At 34.7% G+C, this 19,823-nt stretch carries 22 protein-coding genes; 15 read left to right on the forward strand and 7 right to left on the reverse strand.

The features are described 5' to 3' along the window. Positions 1-37 precede the first annotated feature (37 nt). Positions 38-886 (forward strand): pyridoxamine kinase, encoded by an 849-nt coding sequence (locus tag CRO45_RS11815; protein ID WP_097149852.1) that lies wholly within the window; start codon positions 38-40, stop codon positions 884-886. 48 nt (positions 887-934) lie between these two features. On the opposite strand, the gene CRO45_RS11820 is transcribed toward CRO45_RS11815, so the two are convergent. Then, positions 935-1,993 carry a transglycosylase SLT domain-containing protein gene (locus CRO45_RS11820; RefSeq protein ID WP_097149853.1) on the reverse strand — a complete coding sequence of 353 codons (1,059 nt, stop codon included), beginning with the start codon at positions 1,991-1,993 and terminating at the stop codon, positions 935-937. Between the two features lie 260 nt (positions 1,994-2,253). Here CRO45_RS11820 and CRO45_RS11825 point away from each other — a divergent pair, with 260 nt between their 5' ends. Then, the gene (locus CRO45_RS11825) at positions 2,254-2,763 is read left to right on the forward strand and encodes a YehS family protein (RefSeq protein ID WP_097149854.1); all 510 of its coding nucleotides are present in this window, start codon (positions 2,254-2,256) and stop codon (positions 2,761-2,763) included. Between the two features lie 68 nt (positions 2,764-2,831). Here CRO45_RS11825 and CRO45_RS11830 read toward each other — a convergent pair whose 3' ends face one another. Together CRO45_RS11830 and CRO45_RS11840 are read right to left on the reverse strand one after the other, a co-directional pair. Continuing rightward, positions 2,832-3,884 (reverse strand): GH25 family lysozyme, encoded by a 1,053-nt coding sequence (locus CRO45_RS11830; protein WP_170949482.1) that lies wholly within the window; start codon positions 3,882-3,884, stop codon positions 2,832-2,834. A gap of 505 nt (positions 3,885-4,389) precedes the next feature. Next, entirely contained in the window at positions 4,390-4,974 is a 585-nt protein-coding gene (locus CRO45_RS11840; RefSeq protein WP_097149857.1) for a uracil-DNA glycosylase, read from the reverse strand. A gap of 88 nt (positions 4,975-5,062) precedes the next feature. On the opposite strand from CRO45_RS11840, the gene CRO45_RS11845 reads away from it, so the two are divergent. The 6 genes from CRO45_RS11845 to CRO45_RS11870 all read left to right on the forward strand — a co-directional run bounded on the left by CRO45_RS11845 (position 5,063) and on the right by CRO45_RS11870 (position 8,398). Further along, complete coding sequence (locus CRO45_RS11845) at positions 5,063-5,686, forward strand: histidine phosphatase family protein (RefSeq protein ID WP_097149858.1); 624 nt, start codon at positions 5,063-5,065, stop codon at positions 5,684-5,686. Continuing rightward, positions 5,683-6,147: an NUDIX domain-containing protein gene (locus tag CRO45_RS11850; protein ID WP_097149859.1), complete on the forward strand. Its 465-nt coding sequence runs from the start codon at positions 5,683-5,685 to the stop codon at positions 6,145-6,147. The genes CRO45_RS11845 and CRO45_RS11850 overlap by 4 nt, the downstream gene beginning before the upstream one ends. A 16-nt stretch (positions 6,148-6,163) precedes the next feature. Next, positions 6,164-6,943, forward strand: a complete 780-nt coding sequence (locus CRO45_RS11855; protein WP_408057141.1) for a formate/nitrite transporter family protein — start codon at positions 6,164-6,166, stop codon at positions 6,941-6,943. A gap of 100 nt (positions 6,944-7,043) precedes the next feature. Continuing rightward, positions 7,044-7,277 carry a small acid-soluble spore protein Tlp gene (tlp, locus tag CRO45_RS11860; RefSeq protein WP_097149861.1) on the forward strand — a complete coding sequence of 78 codons (234 nt, stop codon included), beginning with the start codon at positions 7,044-7,046 and terminating at the stop codon, positions 7,275-7,277. Between the two features lie 161 nt (positions 7,278-7,438). Further along, positions 7,439-7,834 carry a VOC family protein gene (locus CRO45_RS11865; protein WP_097149862.1) on the forward strand — a complete coding sequence of 132 codons (396 nt, stop codon included), beginning with the start codon at positions 7,439-7,441 and terminating at the stop codon, positions 7,832-7,834. Positions 7,835-7,939: 105 nt separating this feature from the next. Beyond that, entirely contained in the window at positions 7,940-8,398 is a 459-nt protein-coding gene (locus tag CRO45_RS11870; RefSeq protein ID WP_097149863.1) for a nucleoside deaminase, read from the forward strand. An 82-nt stretch (positions 8,399-8,480) separates the two neighbouring features. Here the strand turns inward: CRO45_RS11870 and CRO45_RS11875 are convergent, their stop codons facing one another. Next, on the reverse strand, positions 8,481-9,170 hold the full coding sequence (locus CRO45_RS11875) for a helix-turn-helix domain-containing protein (RefSeq protein WP_097149864.1): 690 nt from the start codon (positions 9,168-9,170) through the stop codon (positions 8,481-8,483). Positions 9,171-9,355: 185 nt separating this feature from the next. On the opposite strand from CRO45_RS11875, the gene CRO45_RS11880 reads away from it, so the two are divergent. The 4 genes from CRO45_RS11880 (at position 9,356) to CRO45_RS11895 (ending at position 13,278) form a co-directional block, all read left to right on the forward strand. Then, positions 9,356-10,282 carry an alpha/beta hydrolase gene (locus CRO45_RS11880; protein WP_097149865.1) on the forward strand — a complete coding sequence of 309 codons (927 nt, stop codon included), beginning with the start codon at positions 9,356-9,358 and terminating at the stop codon, positions 10,280-10,282. 70 nt (positions 10,283-10,352) lie between these two features. After that, on the forward strand, positions 10,353-11,972 hold the full coding sequence (locus CRO45_RS11885) for a flavin-containing monooxygenase (RefSeq protein ID WP_097149866.1): 1,620 nt from the start codon (positions 10,353-10,355) through the stop codon (positions 11,970-11,972). Positions 11,973-12,044: 72 nt separating this feature from the next. After that, positions 12,045-12,782, forward strand: a complete 738-nt coding sequence (locus tag CRO45_RS11890) for an alpha/beta fold hydrolase (protein ID WP_097149867.1) — start codon at positions 12,045-12,047, stop codon at positions 12,780-12,782. A 124-nt stretch (positions 12,783-12,906) separates the two neighbouring features. Beyond that, positions 12,907-13,278 carry a cytochrome-c oxidase gene (locus tag CRO45_RS11895; RefSeq protein WP_097149868.1) on the forward strand — a complete coding sequence of 124 codons (372 nt, stop codon included), beginning with the start codon at positions 12,907-12,909 and terminating at the stop codon, positions 13,276-13,278. A 75-nt stretch (positions 13,279-13,353) separates the two neighbouring features. Here the strand turns inward: CRO45_RS11895 and CRO45_RS11900 are convergent, their stop codons facing one another. Continuing rightward, a complete protein-coding gene (locus CRO45_RS11900; RefSeq protein ID WP_097149869.1) occupies positions 13,354-14,595 on the reverse strand; it encodes an aminopeptidase in 1,242 nt (413 codons plus the stop codon). 171 nt (positions 14,596-14,766) lie between these two features. Between CRO45_RS11900 and CRO45_RS11905 the strand changes: the two genes are divergently transcribed. Next, on the forward strand, positions 14,767-15,132 hold the full coding sequence (locus CRO45_RS11905; protein ID WP_097149870.1) for a DUF1801 domain-containing protein: 366 nt from the start codon (positions 14,767-14,769) through the stop codon (positions 15,130-15,132). A 43-nt stretch (positions 15,133-15,175) separates the two neighbouring features. Here CRO45_RS11905 and CRO45_RS11910 read toward each other — a convergent pair whose 3' ends face one another. Both CRO45_RS11910 and sstT read right to left on the reverse strand, forming a co-directional pair. After that, positions 15,176-15,565 carry a thiol-disulfide oxidoreductase DCC family protein gene (locus tag CRO45_RS11910; protein ID WP_097149871.1) on the reverse strand — a complete coding sequence of 130 codons (390 nt, stop codon included), beginning with the start codon at positions 15,563-15,565 and terminating at the stop codon, positions 15,176-15,178. Positions 15,566-15,750: 185 nt separating this feature from the next. Beyond that, positions 15,751-16,971: a serine/threonine transporter SstT gene (gene sstT, locus CRO45_RS11915; RefSeq protein WP_097149872.1), complete on the reverse strand. Its 1,221-nt coding sequence runs from the start codon at positions 16,969-16,971 to the stop codon at positions 15,751-15,753. A 672-nt stretch (positions 16,972-17,643) separates the two neighbouring features. Between sstT and CRO45_RS11920 the strand changes: the two genes are divergently transcribed. Both CRO45_RS11920 and CRO45_RS11925 read left to right on the forward strand, forming a co-directional pair. Continuing rightward, positions 17,644-19,053 carry a DHA2 family efflux MFS transporter permease subunit gene (locus tag CRO45_RS11920; protein WP_097149873.1) on the forward strand — a complete coding sequence of 470 codons (1,410 nt, stop codon included), beginning with the start codon at positions 17,644-17,646 and terminating at the stop codon, positions 19,051-19,053. Between the two features lie 230 nt (positions 19,054-19,283). Continuing rightward, positions 19,284-19,784, forward strand: a complete 501-nt coding sequence (locus CRO45_RS11925; RefSeq protein WP_097149874.1) for a CarD family transcriptional regulator — start codon at positions 19,284-19,286, stop codon at positions 19,782-19,784. The last annotated feature ends 39 nt before the right edge of the window (positions 19,785-19,823 follow it).

Genomic DNA, 19,823 nt, shown 5'->3' on the forward strand with positions numbered 1-19,823 from the left:
AAACAATTGAAGTTTGGTATATCTTTTGGAGGTTATTATGAAAAAAGTCGCTGTAATTCAGGATTTATCATCTTTTGGAAAATGTTCGCTAACAGCTGCAATTCCAGTACTTTCTGTTATGGGTGTACAAGCTTGCCCATTGCCAACTGCAATCTTGTCTGCTCAAACAGGTTTTCCTAGTTTCTTTTACGAAGATTTCACATCTAAAATGCACTTTTTTGAAGAGGAATGGAGTAAGCTTAATGCAACGTTTGATGGAATCTACACAGGTTTTGTCACTGGACAAGAGCAAATAAATAATATTTTCCGTTTTATAGATAAATTCAAAAGAGATGAAACCGTAGTACTTGTTGACCCTGTTATGGGTGATGTCGGCGAAGCATACAAGCTTTTTACTAACGAATTGTTAGAACGTATGAAAGATCTCGTTAAGAGTGCGGATGTGATTACGCCAAATGTCACAGAGTGTTGTCTTTTAACAGGGCTCTCTTACGAAAAGTTACATAGCTATTCTAATGAAAAAGACTTTTTAAAAGCATTAGAAGAAGTCGGAAATACTTTGCAGCTTGAAACAAACGCAAAAGTGGTACTAACTGGTGTAACTCCACCACCAAAAGATTCTGGTTATCAGTTTGTAGGTAATATGTATTTGGACGGTAGTAAAACTTTCTATTCTGAGATGCCTTATAACGGAAAAAGTTATTCAGGTACCGGAGATTTATTTGCATCTATTATGATGGGAAGTATGATGAGAGGCGACGACCTAGAAAAATCAATAGAACTTGCAGAACAGTTTCTGACAGTGGCTATTCAAGACACCTATTTAGAGGGAGTACCAGAAGTAGAAGGTGTTAACTTCGAGAAGTATTTGAAACTATTGATTTAAATAATAATTGCCTATGGAATTAAATTAACTCCATAGGCAACTTTTATTCTAGTTAATATATTCGTTTTGAATTAGTGCATATGACTCTTTTACTTTTGCAATATAGTTCGTTGCTTTACCTGTTCTACGGAAACCAGTTTTCCCCTTATTATATGAACTTAGCACAGCCTCATCTAATGCGTCGCCTGTTAAACCTTGGCCCTCCCAATACTCATATAAATCAGCTAAAAAGAATGTTCCCCATTGCATATTAACATATGGATCTAGTGGAGCATTTGCTGTTCCAAGCTTATCAGAAAGCCACTGATGATTAATAGAATTAATTTGGAAATAGCCAAAGTCTGAAGTTGCACCAATCGCATTCGGATTGAACTTACTTTCGTGTTCCATTACGGCTAACGTTTTTTCATAATCTAAACCGTATTGAACACATAAATTGTACAAATACTCTTGATGTTCATAAGGAAGAGGTAATTTTTCACTATATGGGAATGTATTTTGTGGCTGTTGTTGTTGTGTAATGATTGTTATATCTAATGCTGGATCATTTTCAATAGGTGTAGCTGGTGATTCATCTACATCTGAATCTTCTTCTGAAATTTCAGGTGTTGAATCTTCATTTTCTTCTAAGATAGGATTGTCACTTTCGATTTCACCTTCAGCTTGTTCTTCTTGTGCTTCATTTTCTTCTGTTTCAGCAATTGTTTCCTCAATTGATGATTTCCCTAATGCTGGATTATTTTGTAGTAGAGCAAATGCTGATTTGTCTTTAGTTTGTTCATCCACAAGTTGTTCTGATATGTTTTCCGTTAAAGTTAAACTATCAGGGAGTTGTAGAATAGAAGACGGTTTAAAGACCGAATTGTTTTCCAAGTATTCAATTGTGGACATTTTAGGTGTTAAATTATTTAGTATTGCAGCCGTTGTTTGTCTAGGTTCAAAGTGTTGTTTTGTCACTTCGTGTAATTCATTTTTTGATGAAGACTCGCTTTCTTGTAATTGTCCATCTATAACAAAATATGTTACTAGAACAAAACTAATAATAATTCCGATATGGGTTAGTCGTATACATATTAATTTTATCAAATTACTTTTTTCATTATTCATAAAAATAGTATCCTCCTTGTTAAATCTCAAAAAAATAGAAACGGCTGAAATCTTCTATACTGCAACTCTTTTTAGTTATCATGGACAAAGATGTTTTCTTTTAAACATTCAAAAGAATAGGAAATTTCCAGTCTGCTAAAATAAAGGGTTAATAGGTTTCTATATGGTAAAATGAAAAGAGTTTATTTTATGGATATAGTGAGAAAATAAATTAAGAAACGAAAGAACGTTCCTAGACTGGACAAAAGAGGAGATACAACATGACGAATAATGATTTGTTAATTCGATTACGCTACGCGCTTGATATAAAAAATACGGACTTAGTTGAAATGTTTCGTTTAGGTGGAATGGAATTCACAAAAGAGGAAGTACTTAAGATTTTTACTAAACCAAAAGTAGATGAAGATGGGGAAGCTGATTTAACGCCGACAGATGAGTTTACACCATGTGATTATGAAATGTTAGAAGCTTTTTTAAATGGGATGATTATTTTTAAAAGAGGAAAACAGGAGAAAAAACCTGGTCAAACTCAAGCACCCGCACCATCTAAGAAGGATACTCCTAATAATTTATTTATTAAGAAAGTAAAAGTGGCTTTAAGTTTAACGACAGAGGATATGATTGATATTTTCTACGATGCAGGACTAATTGTATCTAAAGGTGAAATTGGCGCCATTTTAAGAAAAGCAGATCACCGCAACTACAAAGAATGCGGGGACAATTTTACGCGTAATTTCATAAAAGGATTAACGATGAGGTATAGAGATTAGTTAGGGATATCTTGTCTATATAGCATCAAAAAAAAGAGCGTTATGGCATTAACGCTCTTTTCCTTATACTATTTATTAATCTTCAAAGTCACACCTGGATAAATTAAGTTTGGATTTTTGATATTATTAACCGAAGCAAGTCTATCAACAGTAGTTCCGTGTTCTTGGGCAATTTTCCAAAGTGTATCGCCAGACTTAATTACATAAGTTTGGGAACTATTATCTATGAAAATCCGAAGCTCATCCCCAGGGTAGATAAGATTAGGGTTATTAATATTATTTTCTTCTACAATACTCGCAACCGTGACATCGAATGAACGGGCTATATGATAAAGCGTATCTCCCTTCTTTACTATATAGGTTGTAGTATTAGTATCTGAAGGTTCTGTAGAAGTGGGCTCCGTTGTATCAGGTTCTTCCACCTGAGATGAATCCTTTAAAAATATTCCTTCATTGAAGATATTTAAGTCTGCATTGCCATTAACACCCTCAATAGTTCCAGTATCTGTATATTGCCAGCCTGCCCATGTGTCCCAAATGACTTCGTTACTAATCTCGTTTCCATCATATTGAGCAACCCACAATGAATACTTCGTTAAAGACTCATCAAATATGTTCGAAGCATTATTTGAATTACTATAGATTACAACTTCTTTACCAGTTAGGTTTTCAACTTCTTCAGCAAATGCTAAAGTAATTTGATTAATTTCTTCTTTTGTTAACTCTCCAAAATCTTCAAAGTCTACTGCTAATTTCGTATCGAAGGGTTTATCTTCTATTACGGATACGAAAAAGTTGGCTTCATTTATAGCATCTGAAACTGATCTTGCAATGATATAGTGGTAAAACCCGACTTTTAGACCTGCTGCTTTTGCCCCTTCGTAGTTCTTCTCAAAGTAAGGGTCAATCCACTCTGTACCCTCACTGGCCTTGATGTAAACAATTTCAACCCCTGCATTAGCTACCGCTTTAAAATCAACTTCTTCTTGATGCCTACTAACATCGAGCCCCTCATATTCTGTAGATCCTTCAGGTTCAATGGCATAAGCAACAGTACCGCCAATTAAAGATAGAATTGAAAAACAAAACAGTGTGAAAAGTAACTTTCCGAACTGTCTCATCGTTTCACCTCCTTCCTCTACTAAACTATGCATGGTAGAAAGAAGGTCTTGTGCGAATATAATGATTTCAAGGTGAAACTAGATTATCGTATAAATTTACTATATTAATTTCTTAGGACTATACTCGCATAAAAGAATAAGTGATGTAACGGAAATCGCGAATAAAGGTTAGAAAATTGCAAGTAAAGTGAATAAATAAATCCGCAAATAGGGAAACGGGATTCGCAAATAAAAGTATCAAACTCGCAAGTAAAGTGAGGGAATTCGCAAGTAAATTCAAACTCGCAAATAAAGTGGGTAAATCCGCAAATAGGGAAACGGGATTCGCAAATAAAAGTATCAAACTCGCAAGTAAAGTGAGGGAATTCGCAAGTAAATTCAACTTCGCAAATAAAGTGAGTAAACCCGCAAATAGTGATGTGAAAATCGCAAATTAAACTCACGAATTCGCAAGTAAAGCAAAATAAATAAAACCCGATACTTCACGTTATCGGGTTTCACTGTGTTAACTTGGTTTTGTTTGAAAATAACGTTCTGCGAGGAACTTCCAATCCTCTAAAAACAATGGCCATAAATTAGGTCGTCGTCGAACTGCTAATGGATGGTAGGCGACGGTTGTTTCATAACCTTGCACATCATGCCAATTTCCCCGTAATGACTTCACATCTACTTCATGGTTTTGAAAAAAGGATTGAACTGCTACATTTCCAAGACAGAAAATAAACAGAGGTTTATTTAACTCTAGTTGTTGTGCGAAATGATTCATACAGATTTCTCTAGTTTTTTCCTTATCATATGCCTTTTTTGGTCTTCTTTTTAATACATAGGTTACATATAAATCATCAACTGTTAAACCAACCTCATTCGCTACTTTTTGTAAGGTTTGCCTCGTTCCACAGACAAAAGGCTTGTTTTCCCGATCTTCACGAGCGCCAGGATTGTCCAACAAAATATAAATAGGTGCTTGTGAATTACCTTCTCCCCACACCATTCTAGTACCGTGCTTATCTAGACCACATTTATTGCAATCTTTTAAATGTTCAGGTGTTGGCTCCTCTGGCCATAATGTGCAATCATTTGGCAATTTCATTCCCTCCCGAAATAAATTAAATATAGTATAGGTTGCGAAATATCGATTGAGTATGGTAAAAGTTACTAAAAGGGGAAAGGGTGATAGAATGTTAAGACTTTATGTAGTTAGACACGGGGAAACGGTTTGGAATACGGAAAAAAAACTACAAGGATGGAAAGACTCACAATTAACTGAAAGTGGAATTGAAAATGCGATTTTACTTGGTAATCGATTAAAAAATATAGATTTTCAATCAATCTACACGAGTCCTAGTGGCCGAACGAAAGAAACAGCAAAATTAGTATCAGGTGATAGAAATCAAATTATTATTAAAGATGAGAACCTTAGAGAAATTAATCTTGGTGACTGGGAAGGTCGAACTCATGACCACATTAAAGAAAAGTATCCAAATGATTTTGATGCATTTTGGAATAAACCCCACCTATACAAATCTGATTCGGGTGAAGATTTCTATCAACTAAATGAAAGAGTTAAACAATTTTTAGAACGAGTTAAATCAGAACAGGTATTTGGAAATATATTAATAGTTACTCATACTGTATTTATAAAGACTTTATTGGCGCATTGTAAAAACTTATCGTTAGACCAATTATGGGGTCCACCTTTTATTCACGATACGAGTTTATCTATTATTGAACTAAATGAAGGAGAATTTAAAATCATAGTAGAAGCTGATATTAGCCACAAAAATATGGAGTCTGCCAAATGATAAGGAAGGCTGTAGGAGCAATCGTCTATCAAGGTACTGAAATACTATTAGTTTATAAAGTTAAGAGAAGCTTACTTAAAGACGAGGACCAACACTATTTAGGAAAGTGGGATTTTCCAAAGGGTGGTGTTGAAAATGGCGATCAAACCATTGAGAATTCCATCTTAAGAGAACTAAAAGAAGAGACTGGTTCCACTCAATATGAAGTAATCAATCAATTAGATGAAAAAATTAGGTTTTCATTTAATAAGGACTTTACGAATAAAACAGGATTTACTGAACAGGAAACAACGATGTTTCTTGTAAAATATGTGGGCGATCGATCTGACTTGGTTCCAAATGATAATGAAATAAAGGAAATTAAATTTGTTCCAGTTGATGAGGCAGGAGACATTTTAACACACGAAGAGACTAAAAAATTGTTTGAGTGCCAGGTACTCAAACAATTTAAACACAATTGAACACAGGGGGATGGGGATGGACTATAATCCGAAAGAAATTGTGGAAATTGCGATCCAAAAAGGAACTGAAAAAGTAAAAATGTCTATTCCAACAATGTTCTTTTTAGGATTTTTAGGTGGGGCTTTTATTGCAATTGGTTATCTAGCGTGTATTCGGATGACTGGCACAATACCTGCCGAGTGGGGAAGCTTCGCAACATTTTTAGGGGCTAGTGTCTTTCCGTTAGGACTCATTTTAATTGTTATAGGTGGTGGGGAATTAGTTACTGGCAACATGATGATGGTTAGCATCGCCTATCTTGCTAGGAAGATAAAACTTATACAATTAGTCCAAAGTTGGTTTTGGATTACTATCTTTAATTTACTTGGAGCTATATTTGTTGCTTATTTTTTTGGACATTTTATAGGGTTGACGGAAGGCGACTTTTTGGAAAAAACAATACATACTGCAAATGGGAAAGTTGAGGCAAGTTTTTGGGAAGCATTCGTTTCTGGAATCGGTTGTAATTGGCTTGTCGCAATGGCAGTTTGGTTAAGTTTTGGTGCAAAAAGTATTAGTGGGAAAATATTAGCAATCTGGTTCCCTATTATGGGGTTTGTATTAATTGGTTTCCAACACGTCGTAGCTAATATGTTTATCATACCTGCTGCGATTTTTGCTGGTGAGTTATCTTGGAGCGAATTTTTGTTAAACATAATTCCAGTGTTTTTAGGTAATGCTGTTGGCGCAGTAGTATTTGTTAGTATGTTTTATTATTTATCTTTTAAAACTGAGGAAAGTAAGGTTGAATATTAAGCTAGTGTAGTAAAACGACCTTCGTTAACCATGCTAAAAAGGAAAGTATAAAAACATAATCTAGAAACAGACTAGTACTAAAATGACTTGGGGGTACACTATGTCTGATAAAAAACCAAATCCGGATAACAGATCCAATAACGTTGAACGACTTCATGACATGATTGAAAATACGGAAAGAAAATTACAAGAAGCAGAAATTAGTGCGGAGTTTGAACCGCCTGAAAAACGAACGTGGATTAAAGAAAAAAATGAACGCCGCCGCCAATCAATTGAGGCCATGAAGGAAGAAATGAAAGACGAAATGGATGCGCGGAAAAAAGGGGAAGTCTAGATAAAAGCCAGAGACAAGTGAAAAGTCTCTGGTTTTTTATTTTTTCGAACAAGTAAGAATGACGGTTTCCCTAGCATTGTATAAAAATACCATATATGATGAATGATAGAAAGGTATTCTTATGAAGAAATAAAAAATCATTTAATTAGGAGGAAATATATATGGGAAGAGTATTACATTTTGAAATTCATGTAGAAGATATGGAACGTGCAAAAAAGTTTTATGGTGAAGTTTTTGGTTGGAAGTATGAAGACTATAGTAATTATGCGGGAATACCTTATTTCGGAGCAATCACTGGAGATGATGGTACACCAGGAATTAATGGAGCACTCATGCAAAGACAAGGAGTTGCACCTGAAGTAGGTCAGCCTACTAATTCATTTGTATGTACGATAGGTGTAGAAGATTACGACTCTACGGAAGCAAAAATTCTTGAGCTTGGTGGGAAAGTTGTCTTACCTAAATACGCATTGCCAGGCATGGCTTGGCAAGGTTATTACATTGATACTGAGGGGAATATTATCGGTATTCATCAACCAGATCCAAATGCAAAATAGAAATTTATTAAAACCCTTTAGTAGCTGTTATTACTTGTTACTTGTTATCCTAACAGTAGGTATCAATTATAAAATGATAGATGCTATTTTTAGGGGGTAATTATAATGGATCAATTTATGATAAGAGCAGTTGAACTTGCTATAAATAATGTTCAAGATGGTGGACAACCCTTTGGAGCAGTGCTTGTAAAAGGCGATGAAGTGATAGCTGAAGGGGTAAACGAGCTGCATAAGAACTTTGATATAAGCGGTCATGCTGAATTGTTAGCAATTAGACGTGCTCAAAAACAATTACAAACGAATGATTTAACAGGATATACAATGTATGCGAGTGGAGAACCGTGTGCAATGTGTTTAACGGCAATGTACTTTGCGGGAATTGAGGAAATATTTTTTTGCCAATCCGTTGATGATGCATCTAAAGTGGGGCTTGGAAAGTCTAAATTTATTTATGATGAATTAAAGAAACCAAGGGAACAACGTCAACTAAAAATCAAACAAATGAACCTAACAACTGGTCATGTTAATCCAATGTTACTTTGGAATGATAAAGCTAAACAGTAAAATAATATATTGCACCCAAATTATAATTTCACTAAAAATGTGTGAGTTCTATAGCTCACACATTTTTCTTTTATTATTATGATTAAAAATTTTGTGCCATATAAATCGCTACAGCATGGGCACGATTTTTGGCATCTAATTTAACCATTATTGATTTAATGTATTGTTTGATTGTTGCTTCACTAAGAGATAATAAGTAGGTCATTTCCTTAGTGGAAAGACCATTTGTTAAAGCATTCATTACTTCGACTTCCCTTGGGCTTAATTTAGGATGCGGCTGTACTTGTGGTTGAATTAATAGTTCACCTGCATGTTTACCGAATACTGACAACTCTTCTAATTCTAGAGGGTTAAATTGAATATTCTTCTGAACAAACTCACATAGCATGTAGGCAATCGTTAATTGATTTATCATAATTGGAATGACAAGAAGAGCATATAATGGCTCAGATCGGGTGTATCTACTTGTTATTTGAGTTATAATATCTTGTCCAGTATAGTAGAACGGTTTCTGTTTCTCTATCGGCTCTCTAATAATTGGTAATGAACGAATATCGTCTCGAATATAGTTAATTGCCTGAAAGCGGCCGTTTTCCAACATGGCAACCCCTTCTCCAACAAACCCAACCGGACTAAAACGAAAGAATAATTGTCTTCTCCCTTTATATAGTTCATCAAAAGTTCGGAGGATAAAACAAATCTTCTCTTCTTGGGTTTGTAAATTTATCCCATCTCTTAAATTCTCTTTCATTGTCCATAAATTTATTTGCATTCAATCACCCCTTTATTAAAAGTATGCTGAAACATATACGAAAAGTAGTAAATCTATCAAATTTTCATCCCTTTTAGATATAAAAAATAACCAAAAGTAGGAATAGGGAGAAGATTAATAGTTTGATAACATAAAGTTGCATACACTAGCGATGCAAAATTGGGGAAAGGGTGGATGCAAGTATAATGGGGTTAACAAATAACGCAAAGGCGTATCTTGAAGCTTTTTACAGTGGACCTAAGAAAATTCAAGAACTAGAGCCTAATGTTGTACGTGCAGCAATGAGTGGCGCTCCTATTCCAGAAAATATAGAAGTACCACCAATAAGTAAAGTTGAAGATTGCCGTATTCCTGTTGAAGGTGGAGAAATTACTGTCCGAGTATATACTCCAGAAGGAGAAGGACCATTCCCACTATTTGTTTATTATCATGGTGGCGGTTGGGTGATAGGGAATTTGGAAACATCTGATGCTGGATGCCGTTTGCTAGCAGAAAAAACAGGCCGAGTCGTTGTATCAGTTGACTACCGTCTAGCACCTGAATTTAAGTTCCCTATACCTGTTGAGGATAGTTATACAGCTCTTTGTTGGGCGCATGAAAATGCAGCAGAACTAAATGCTCTTGGTGATGATATTGCTGTTGGTGGAGATTCTGCTGGGGGTAATCTTTCTATTGTTATGTCAATTATTAGTCAAGAAAGATCCGGACCGAATATAACTGCGCAGGCATTAATTTACCCTGCTACAAACTTTGACTTTACAACACCGTCATATGAAAAGTTTGGGGATGGTTATGGTCTTGATAAGGATTTAATGATTTGGTTTGGTGAGTATTACGTAAATAGCGAAGAAGAATATAAAAGTGTGTATGCATCGCCTTTGTTATATGAAGATGTAAGCGCTTTACCACCCGCTATTATTGTAGCAGCTGAAAATGACGTACTTGTTTATGAAGGTGCTCAATATCGAGATAAGTTAAAAGAGGCTGGGGTAAAGGTGGGTTACACTGTTCTACCTGGAAGTATACACGGATACTTCAGTAATATGGCCATTTTTGCTGATGAAACTAAAGCCACTGTGGATGAAATTGCTACATTCTTAAAAAGTTTATAAGTAGATTGAAGAATTGCAAACTGTCTAACGAAAATCATTGTTTTCCTACAAAAAATTAAGGGGGGTTCCTATGGGAACGAAACAATTTGATGCAGTTGTAGTAGGTGCAGGATTTGCTGGTCTTTATATGCTTCATAAATTAAGAGAACGCGGTTTAAACGTAAGAGTAATTGAAGCTGCAGATGGAGTAGGTGGAACATGGTATTGGAGCCGCTACCCTGGAGCTCGTTGTGATTCTGATTCTATCTATTATAGTTTTACATTCTCTAAAGAATTATATGGAAAATGGCGTTGGCCAGAGCGCTATTCAGCACAACCTGATATTTTAAGATATTTAAATTTCGTTGCTGACGAGCTTGATCTTAGAAAAGATATTCAGTTTGAAACGCGTGTAACGAAAGCAAGTTTTAATGAAAAAACGAAAAAATGGGAAATTGAAACAGATACGAATGAGAAACTTGAAGCGAAATACTTTATCAGTGGTGTAGGATGCTTATCAACAACAAACATTCCACCGTTTGAAGGTGTGGAGTCATTCAAAGGTGAAACGTACCATACTGGACGATGGCCACATGAAAAAGTAGATTTTACTGGTAAACGTGTTGTAGTTATCGGAAATGGATCAAGTGGTGTACAGGCTATGCCAATTATTGCAGAGGAAGCAAAAGAGCTGACTTTATTAATGCGCACACCTCACTATGTGGCTGAAGCAAGAAACCACCCTCTTACAAAAGAACAGCAAGATGAAGCGATAGCTAACTATGATGATATTCGTGATGCATTCTTTTCTACACCGGGTGGAATTAAATTTTATACTACAGGAAAATCTGCAACAGAATTTACACCCGAGGAGCAAAAGAAAGCTTTGGACTATGTGTGGGAAACTGGTGGTTTAGCACTAGGTGGCGTGTTCCCAGATGTTAGTGTGAATAAGGAGTCAAACTTTGTAGTATCTCAATATGTACGGGATAAAATTGATGAAATTGTTGAAGATGAGGAAACGGCAAAAGCACTACATCCAGATTACTATATTAATACAAAACGTTTGATCATAGGAACTAATTATTATGAAATTTTTAATCGTGAGAATGTGAATTTGGTTACATTAAAAGATAATCCAATTGTCCGTATAACAGAAAATGGTGTAGAACTACAAAACGGCACAATTGAATGTGATGCAATTGTATTTGCAACTGGTTATGACTCAATGACAGGTTCAATTTTAAGAATGGATATTAGAGGTCGCGATGGTCAACCATTGAAAGAAAAATGGGAAGACGGAAAAGCTGTAAAAACATATTTAGGACTATCTGTACAGAATTTCCCGAACTTCTTTATGATCACAGGTCCACAAAGCCCATCTGTATTAACAAATATGCCATCTGCAATTGAACAGCATGTTGATTGGATTGACAGATGTATTGAATATTTAGAAGAAAACAATATTCAATTAATTGAGGCAAATGAGGAATCAGAGATTGAATGGGCTAAACACTGTGATGATATTGCAGATCAAACATTATTCCCATATACAAATTCTTGGTACACAGGTGCAAACTTAGATGGTACAAAACGTAGTGGCTTTATCATTTATGTTGGTGGTTTAAATAACTATAGAAAAATTTGTGATGAAGTTGCGGATAAAAATTATGAAGGTTTCACTTTAGATGTAGCAAACGTATTAAATTAGAAGAATTACTCCCCCTTTTGATTTACAATTGACCTATTTGGTAATGGTATATGTAAAAGGGGGAGTGTGTGTATGTTAAATTATAAAAGGCGTGGCAACGGTGAAGTTTTAGTTATGGTGCACGGTTTTTTAGGGTCACTGAACATATTTTCCGACGTAATGAATGATCTATCTTCTCAATTTGATATCGTTGTAATTGATCTACCTGGTCATGGTCAAAGTAAGATTGAAAAAGACTCTTATTCTGTGTACGATTATGCAAATGCAGTAGCAGAAATATTGGAGCATGAAGGGATAAGAGAAGCAACATGGTTAGGTCATTCAATGGGTGGTTATATAGTATTAGCCGCGTTGGAAAAGAATATTGCCACAATAAACCGTGCAATACTTGCTTATTCTTCGGATTTATCTGATTCAAATGAACAAATTGAAAAGCGTTCTAAGCAGCAAAAACAAATATCAGATTTAGGGGTTAAGGAATTTGTGGATGAAGTAATAGGTGCATTTTTCAGTGAAAATGCACAAAATGATAAAATTGAATTTGCTAAGCAAATTGCTTATCAAGCTTCTCCAGAAGGATTAATTATTGCATTAGAATCTATGAAATCTCGACCTAATCAACATCAATTTGTTGAACAAATGTCGACGCCACTATTAGTGATTGAAGGCACAGAAGATAAAGTTGTAAAACCAATTATAACAAGTAATCCAAATGTTCAGAAGGTCTATACGGATACAGGACATCTTGGAATGTTAGAAGATCCTAAAAAATTTATATCAGCAATCTATAAATTTATGAAAAATGTGTAAGTCAAAAGGCTTACACATTTTTTTATTTCCTTTAAATAATCATGTGTTTTGTAGCATATTGTTGTAATGAGTTGAATGGCAGTTACTAAAGTAATTGCCAAAATAGTAGAAAGGAGGTGGATTGTTGGGCAAAAGCTTTATTAAAATCGCTGGAGTTTATTTTTTCCTTGCTGTAATTCTAGGACTTGTAATGGGGATCATTCAAAACTTTGCTTTTACTTCTGTTCATGCGCACTTAAATTTACTCGGTTGGGTTTCAATGGCGTTATTCGGATTAATTTATAGTGTATATAAACGCGCAGGAGAAACGTCATTAGCAAAAGCTCATTTTTGGCTCCATAATATTGGTTTACCGATTATGCAAGGGTCATTGTTTATTGAATTACTAACTGGTAATACGTCACTTACAATTGGAATTATTATTGGTTCGCTCATTGTTATTTTAGGTGTAATACTATTTGTGTTGAACTTATTCTTAAATTTAAAAGAGGCATAAAAATAAAAGCAATCTCCCACGGTATAAGGTGGAAGATTGCTTTCTTATTTAACCTTTAATTCGAACAGCTTACTATTAAAATGCCCAATCGCCGCTACGGAAGACAGGTACTACTGTGCCGTCTTCTTTAATGCCGTCAATATTCATTTCTGCCGAACCGATCATGAAGTCGACATGTACTGTTCCTGTATTTAGACCATTTGCTCTTAACTCTTCAGCACTCATTTTTGTGCCACCTTGAATTGTAGTAGGATAAGCAGAACCAATAGCTAAGTGGTTTGATGCATTTTCATCAAATAATGTATTAAAGAAAGTAATACCTGATTGAGAAATTGGAGATGGATCTGGAACTAGAGCAATTTCACCTAAACCTGTTCCACCCTCATTATCAAACACTAATTTTTTCATTGCCTCATCTCCAGTTTCAGCTGAAATGTCGACAATTTTTCCATCCTTAAATGTCACTTCAATGCCTTCTACTAACGTACCAGCATAGCTTAAAGGTAATGTGCTACGCACAACACCGTCCATACGACGAGTATCAGGTGCGGTGAAGACTTCTTCTGTTGGCATGTTTGCAATAAACTCTTCACCCTTTGGATTGTAGCTTTCTGCACATACCCAAATATGGTTTTTAGGTAATCCTAATGTTAAATCAGTACCTGGTGCTGTGTAGTGAAGTGCGTCAAATTGGTACTCATTTAGCTTAGCTGCCTTTTCATTTAATGTTTCTTTATGTTTATCCCAAGCAGCGATTGGATCTTCTTCATAAACACGACATGTTTTGAAGATTTGATCCCATAGGGCAGCTACTTGTTCTTCTGATGTAGCTAGGTTAGGGAACACTTTTGCAGCCCAACCTGCGCCAGCTGCAGCTGCTACTGTCCATTTTAAATCATCATTTTGTGTAGCTACACGTTGTGCATGGAATGCCTTCCCTGCAACTTGTTGATATGCTGCTACTTTGGCAGGATCTGCTTCATTTAGTAAACCAGGATCACTGGATACGATTGAAAGACGACTTACGCGTTTATTTAATACATGGTCTTCCACTTCATCGATTTCATATTGAGGAATATCTGTTAAAACTTCAGTTGGTTGATGTAAATAGTGAAGTTTCGAGATTTCATCATCAGACCATTTCACAATGACCTTTTCTGCACCTAATGCATAAGCTTCACTTGTAATTAAACGAGCCAATGGAGCTTGGTCAACGTTAATCGTCATCTTTACCCAATCTCCAGGTTGTACATTAATCCCTTTAGAGACAAGCAGTTTTGCGTATTTTTTTAAATTCTCTTCAAAATTAGCTAACATTTTTGGTTCACCCCTGTTGAATTTATTTACCAATATTACCATACATTTTGGAACTTTGTTGGAATATTCTCCGAGGAGAATTATACCATTATTCACACTAGTCTGAATATATAATTGGTATAATTAGGAACTCTTTAAAGTTATAATTAAGTGTAAGGAGGAGTGGTACAAATGGCCGAAGAAAGAACAGTTCAAGAGGTTGACCAGTATATGGAAAAACTACCTGAAGAAATAAAAATAATTACTGAAAATTTAAGGGAAATTATATTAGATTCTTCACCAGCTTTAATAGAAGAATATAAATGGTCCATGCCTAATTACTCTTATAAAGGGTTAGTATGTTATTTACAATCATCAAAAAAACACGTCAATCTAGGGTTTCATAAAGGGAATGAGCTGCAAGAAAAAGACTCGAATCAGTTATTGCAAGGAACAGGAAAAAATATGCGCCATATAAAAATCACGAAGGTTGAGGAAATAAGGCAAGAAGAAATTAAATTACTTATACTTGAAGCTATTCAATTGAATGAGGAATGATAATAAAATGGTCCGCTTCTATAGTTAAGAAGGGACCATTTTATTATAAAAAACGCTGCCTATCCTCAGGCGATGGAATCATACAACTTTCATTTTTACCAAACCATTTATATCGATTTTTTGCAATGAATTGATAGACAAAGTTTCTCATTGGCTTCGGAACGATGACAAAAAAGTATAATAGTTTATATGCACCTTTTAAATCTTTACAAACTCTGAGTGCAGCGGTGGATTGAAGAAAGTATTTATCACCGTCAATGAGTACAAAGCTATCCAAATTTTCCGGAGCATTATATTTGTTTAATAACCCCTTTCCAATATCACTTTGTAATGATGCAAATTGGAAAACTTTATTAGTATCCCTTTTAATAATAAACTGTACGCTAGCATCACAAAAATTACATTCCCCATCGAACAAAATGATTTTTTTCAACCTTCCACACCCCTTTCAATACATACTTCCATTTTACTTGAAAATCATCTTACTTAACAGTTTTGTATGGTTAAAACTCATTTCACTCATGGAATAAAAATTAACTAATATAAATAAAAAAACTGTCCCTCATAGATTTTGAAGGACAGTTTTTTGCAACTAGTAGTAATGATTTATTAAAGAATTTAATTTGCCTTAGCATCTTTTCGTTTTTTCGCTAGATCAGCAACTGCTGTGAATAATACGTCAGATGAAGAGTTTAATGCTGTTTCAGTTGAGTCTTGTAATACGCTGATGACAAAACCAACACCGATAACTTGCATTGCAATATCATTTGGAATACCTAACAGACTACAAGCTAGCGGAATAAGTAGTAATGACCCCCCAGCAACTCCTGAAGCACCAGAAGCAGAGACTGCTGATACTACCATCAGTATAATTGCTGTCCAAATGTCGACTTCTACCCCAAGTGTGTGAGCTGCAGAGAGTGTTAAGATGGAGATCGTAATTGCTGCTCCAGCCATATTAATTGTTGCACCTAATGGAATTGAAACAGAATAAGTATCTTCATCTAAGCCTAACTTTTTACATAAAGTTAAGTTTACCGGAATATTTGCAGCTGAACTACGTGTAAAGAATGCAGTTAAACCACTTTCTTTCACTGTTCTCCATACAAGTGGATATGGATTTTTACGAATATAAATAAAAGCAATGATTGGATTTACGATGAATGCTACAAAGAATATAGATCCAAGTAATAAAATTAAAAGTTGTCCATATTCAGCTAATGCTTGTATACCATTCGTAGAAATTGCACTGAAAACAAGACCCATAATACCAAATGGTGCGATTTCGATTACCCATTTTACAAGAGTTGTAATTGCTTCAGAGATGTTTGCAATGGCTGTTTTCGTTGAATCGGCAGCCTTTCTTAATAAGAAACCTAGTAAAAGTGCCCATATTAGAATACCTAGATAGTTAGCATTTAATAATGCATTTACTGGATTATCTACTAAATTAAACAGTAATGTTTGGAATACTTCTAATATTCCACTAGGTGGAGCTACGTCACTAGCTCCTTCTGTAAGAGTCAAAGTTACAGGGAATAAAAAACTTGCGACTACTCCAACGACACCGGCTACTAATGTGGCAATGATATATAGACCCAAAATAGATTTCATATTTGTTTTATTGCCACTATTATGTTTTGAGATCGCATGTATTACTAGGAATAATACGAGAATTGGTGCAACAGCTTTAAGTGCGCCAACAAATAACGTTCCAAATACAGTTACCCATTGTGTGTATTGCGGAATTGTTAGAGCTAACAATATCCCAAGAATAATTCCTCCAAGAATTCTTCCTACTAAACTAATTTCAGTCCATTTGACAATCGCATTTTTCATGATGTACCCCCAAAGTAGTAGATGAATATTTTTACAGTGAACATTTGTACTGTCTGAATGGACAGTTTTGATAGAAAATAGTTTAACATGATTCTCTAAATAGGGAAATAAGAAAATTAAAAAAATTTATCTCTTTGTATATAAAAAAGGATTACTAAATATATTAGAAAGTTACTATTTTTTACTTCAAACCTATTATAACAGTATTCATACTGTTATACAACAGTGTGTGCAAAATAAAATATTGGAAAGTTTTATTTATTCAAAAAATATATATAAAATAATAGAGGGTTTCTAATCTTCTTATTTAATCTGCGTTAATGACGGTATTAACGCTTTTTTTATAGAAAAGAATGCGTTTTTTATATTGACACGATTAAACGTTGACGTAGTGCAGTTGTAAAGGTTTTCATATAGAACTAAGTTTGAAATTATTATCATTATAAAATAATCATATTGTGTCTAAATTACGAAACTTTGTACTATAACAGTATGCGGATTATCTTGAATTCTAAAGAAAAAATTTGATAAAGTTACAAACAGACCAGCTGGTTGTCTTGGTGAAGAAGCGCGAGGGAAACCGAATTATCAATTATTTATGTCTCAACAAATCATTAGCATCATGAGTCAATGCTTTGTTGAACAAGGATTCATAGATAGAAGGAGATTAAAATGGAATCACATTTAAAAGTAAGAAATCCAAGATTAATAGCATTTGTATTAATGACAGGTGCATTCATTGGATTATTTAGTGAAACGGCATTAAATATGGCGTTGACAGAAATTATGGATGAATTCGCTGTTGACCAAACAGTAGCCCAATGGGTGACGACAGGGTATTTATTAGTTTTAGCAATATTTGTTCCAATTTCAGCATTTTTAGTACGTTGGTTTACAACAAAGCAATTAGCTCTTGGTGGGATACTATTATCTTTAATAGGAGCGTTGCTTGGGGCTTTAGCAATTAGTTTCCCTATGCTAATGGCTGGGCGCATTGTACAAGCCATTGGTACTGGAATCATTATTCCAGTTATGAATATTGTTGTTTTAGTCATTTTCCCAGTAGCCAAACGCGGATTAGTAATGGGGGTAATGGGACTAGTTATTACAACTGCTCCAGCGGTAGGTCCAACTTTATCAGGTTTTATAATTAGTGCATTAGACTGGACTTGGATTTTCTGGATTGTAGCAATACTTTATGTACTTTTATTATTAAGTAGCTTTAATTTGGATAATGCATCAGATATTACAAAACCGAAAATGGATCTATTATCAATTCTATTATCTACAATTGGTTTAGTAGGTGTAATTTACGGTTTAAGTAAGTTGGCAGGTAATGCATTTACTGCAATGGTTGTATGGTTACCGATCTTAATTGGTCTTATTGCTTTGGTCTTATTCGGTATGCGTCAGTTAAAAATGGAAACGCCAATGATCAATATTCGTGTATTTAAAATTCCAATGTTCACATTAGGTACATTAACAATGTTCCTGGGAATCTTAATTATTTTAGCAGCGGGCATTTTACTGCCAATGTACTTAAAAGGTGCGTTATTAGTAAGTGCTGCTGTTGCAGGATTGTCATTATTACCAGGTAACGCAGTAAACGTTATTCTAGCACCTGTTGTTGGTGGATTATTTGATAAATCTGGAGGGAAAGCCCGTGGGTTTATCATTTTTGGAGCATTATTTATTGTTATCGGTACTATCATATTTGCAACAACGTTATCGGCAACAACACCTTTATGGTTAGTAATTTTATCATTCATTATTCTGTTCTTTGGTATGACGTTTGTTATGATGCCAGCTCAAACGAATGCTATGAATGTATTGCCGCGTAAATGGTATGCAGATGGTGCGGCAGCAATGAACACATTAAACCAAGTTGCTGGTGCTGCTGGTACATCTATTGCAATTACATTATTTACAACTGGGCAAAAGAATTTTATGGCTAATACACCAACTGGTTCAGATCAAGAAGTACTTGCAGCAGGAATACAAACTGCATTCACGTTTGTGGCAGCTGTTGCTGTAATTATTTTAGTACTAGCATTCTTTACAAAAAATCCAAAGAAACAATAATTTAAATTTAATAGATTAAGAATGGAAATTTACTTGTGAGGCTAAAAGTGATTCAAGTAATTGGTGCTAAAGTACAATAAAAAATACAAAATTCGGACTATTACAAATAGACTGATAAATATGAGATAATTAGATTGAAAGTTAGGGATTCAAAAAGCGGGTTGATAAAGATCAATTACGCTCTTTGATTTTGAGTATTTTCTTTTAAGTTTAATAAAAAGGAGATATGTATGATGTTTTCAATTGGGGATACAGTATTTTATGGAGCACATGGCGTATGCATTGTTGAAGATATTCAGGATCAAAATTTTTTTGGTAATACAAAAGCTTACTATATTTTACGTTCGTTCCACGATACAACTTTAAAACTGTTTCATCCTGTTAAATCGGAGGATTCGAAACTAACACCCATTGCTTCCAAAGAAAAGGCAGAATTACTATTAGATACATTTAAAAATCCGCCAGATGAATGGAATGATCGTGCAACGGAGCGTACAAACAATTATCATAAAATTATAGAATCGAACAATCATTTTATGATTGCTCAAATGGTCAATACGATTTTAAGAAAGAAAAATGAGTTGGATCAAGAAGGTAAGAAATTAGCGAGCCAAGAGCTACAAATTTTAAAACAAGTAACCCCTATTTTACACAAAGAGCTTTCTGTCAGTTTAGAAATAACTGTCGAAGATGTGGCAAACAGAATTGAAGAAATTATTGTGAAACATTAACTTTTACAGGGCATTTCAAAATAGAAATGCTCTTTTTAT

Origin of the sequence: Ureibacillus acetophenoni, assembly GCF_900220965.1 — a bacterium.
GTDB lineage: Bacteria > Bacillota > Bacilli > Bacillales_A > Planococcaceae > Ureibacillus > Ureibacillus acetophenoni.